The organism is Candidatus Obscuribacterales bacterium, assembly GCA_036703605.1.
GTDB lineage: Bacteria > Cyanobacteriota > Cyanobacteriia > RECH01 > RECH01 > RECH01.
In genome coordinates this window covers 1-1,539 of the sequence record DATNRH010001003.1, presented here as the reverse complement: position 1 = coordinate 1,539, position 1,539 = coordinate 1, and the positions used below count along the sequence as shown (strand labels likewise).

At 56.5% G+C, this 1,539-nt stretch carries 1 protein-coding gene; it reads right to left on the bottom strand.

Translation table 11 applies throughout. The annotated features are described in order from the left end of the window. The coding region (locus tag V6D20_20565) for a hypothetical protein (protein ID HEY9818173.1) at positions 1–1,539 on the bottom strand (1,539 nt) is incomplete at both ends.

Genomic DNA, 1,539 nt, shown 5'->3' with positions numbered 1-1,539 from the left:
TATCGTGTTTCTTGCAGAGGCAGGAGAGAGCAGAGGCGATTCCTGCTATGCCAGATAGTTCGGCTCGATAAGCACTCTGTTCTAGTTTGGCGCCTGGTGTGGTGTTGACGCCTTCCAGTTCCTGGTCCTTGTTGGAGCCTAAGAGGATGAATCCGGCGGTGCTGTGGCCGGACTTGTAGGAGCCATCGCTTACTGCTTTTGCTGTGCCATTGATGATTGCAGTGGCAATGGCTGTTCCTTGGTCCGGTGGAAGGTCCCAGTGTGCTATGGTCCATTGGGAGGCGGGATTGATTCGGTTGCGGTGGCTTTCCAGGCTATTGTCTTGCGATTCTATGGGTGGTATATGGAGGTGGGCCGCTTGGGTGACTCCGGTGTAGAAGGCGTTGCCAGTGGGAGTGCGATATGCCGTGGCGGGGCGGCAGTTGGATGGGAGTTGCGCGCTGTTGGCGGAGGGAAGCATGCGGGTGCCTTGGGTGGAAACTGTACGCGTTGGGCGTGGTGGGTCTTGGTAGGTGCGCCACGTGTCGCCGGTGGTTTCGTAAAGAGTTTTCGAGGTTACATGGTAGTACCAGGGCCATGTGTCGGGAGTGGCCTGTAGCATGTTGCCCAGTGGTTGGAGAAGCTTGGTGGTGGTCTCGTAGGGGTTGGAGAAGCAAGTGCGAAGAGCGTTGCGCCAAGTGGTCCATTGTCCGCCAGTGATGTGGGGTGGGTCTCTAGGCCAGGTGTAGTTGTGCCAGACGGAGCTGCGTTTTCCGGTGAGGGCTGTGTGGAGGAGGTAGTCGCCTGGTGCATTGGTGATGTCTGCCAGGGTGATTGCCCGTAGATACATTCGGCACTCGTTGAGCTGGTGCAGGGTTTTCCCTCGGAATCCGTTGTTGAGAAAGGCTTGCATGAGGAATTGGTCTTTATCCCGGATAAGGCGGATGGGTTCGTAGGGGTCATCGATGTCGATATGAAACTGTTGTGCGCTTCTCCATACTGAGGTCCACCATCCTTTGGTGGCGATGGCTGAGGCGGTTTTGTAGTCGATGGAGGTGAAGGGTCCCCCGATGCCGAGTTCGAGGCGAAGCGATTCCGCAGAGATTTGCATGAAGGTCTTGGCTACAGAGAGGGGCTTGGCGTTCTCCTCCAGGAGTGCCTGGATGTGGGACAGTTCTTGTTGGTACCATGGGTGCATGATGCCCAGGCCTTGGAATTCCGTGGGGCTGAAAGCGACGGTGCGTGGGAAGTTGCGGGAGATTCCGGACCGGGGAAGGCATATCGCAAGGATGGGGGAGTAGATGGCTTCCCAGTCATCGCGTGTGATGTTTGTGGCTCGCATGGGGTATTCCATCGTTTTTAGAATGGTGGTCTTCATGGCGACCCATACATCGTTCCGGGAGAGGCTGCCTGCGCGGATATGTCCTGCAAAGGCTCGCGCTTTGTCCTTCAAATATTCCACTTGTTGTTGGGTGTTCCTGTCAGGAGCGAGAAAGATGCCTAAGGTTTGCTCAGCATGGTCGGTTTCGTGGCGTTGGAGAGTGGTCCGGGTGATGCCGT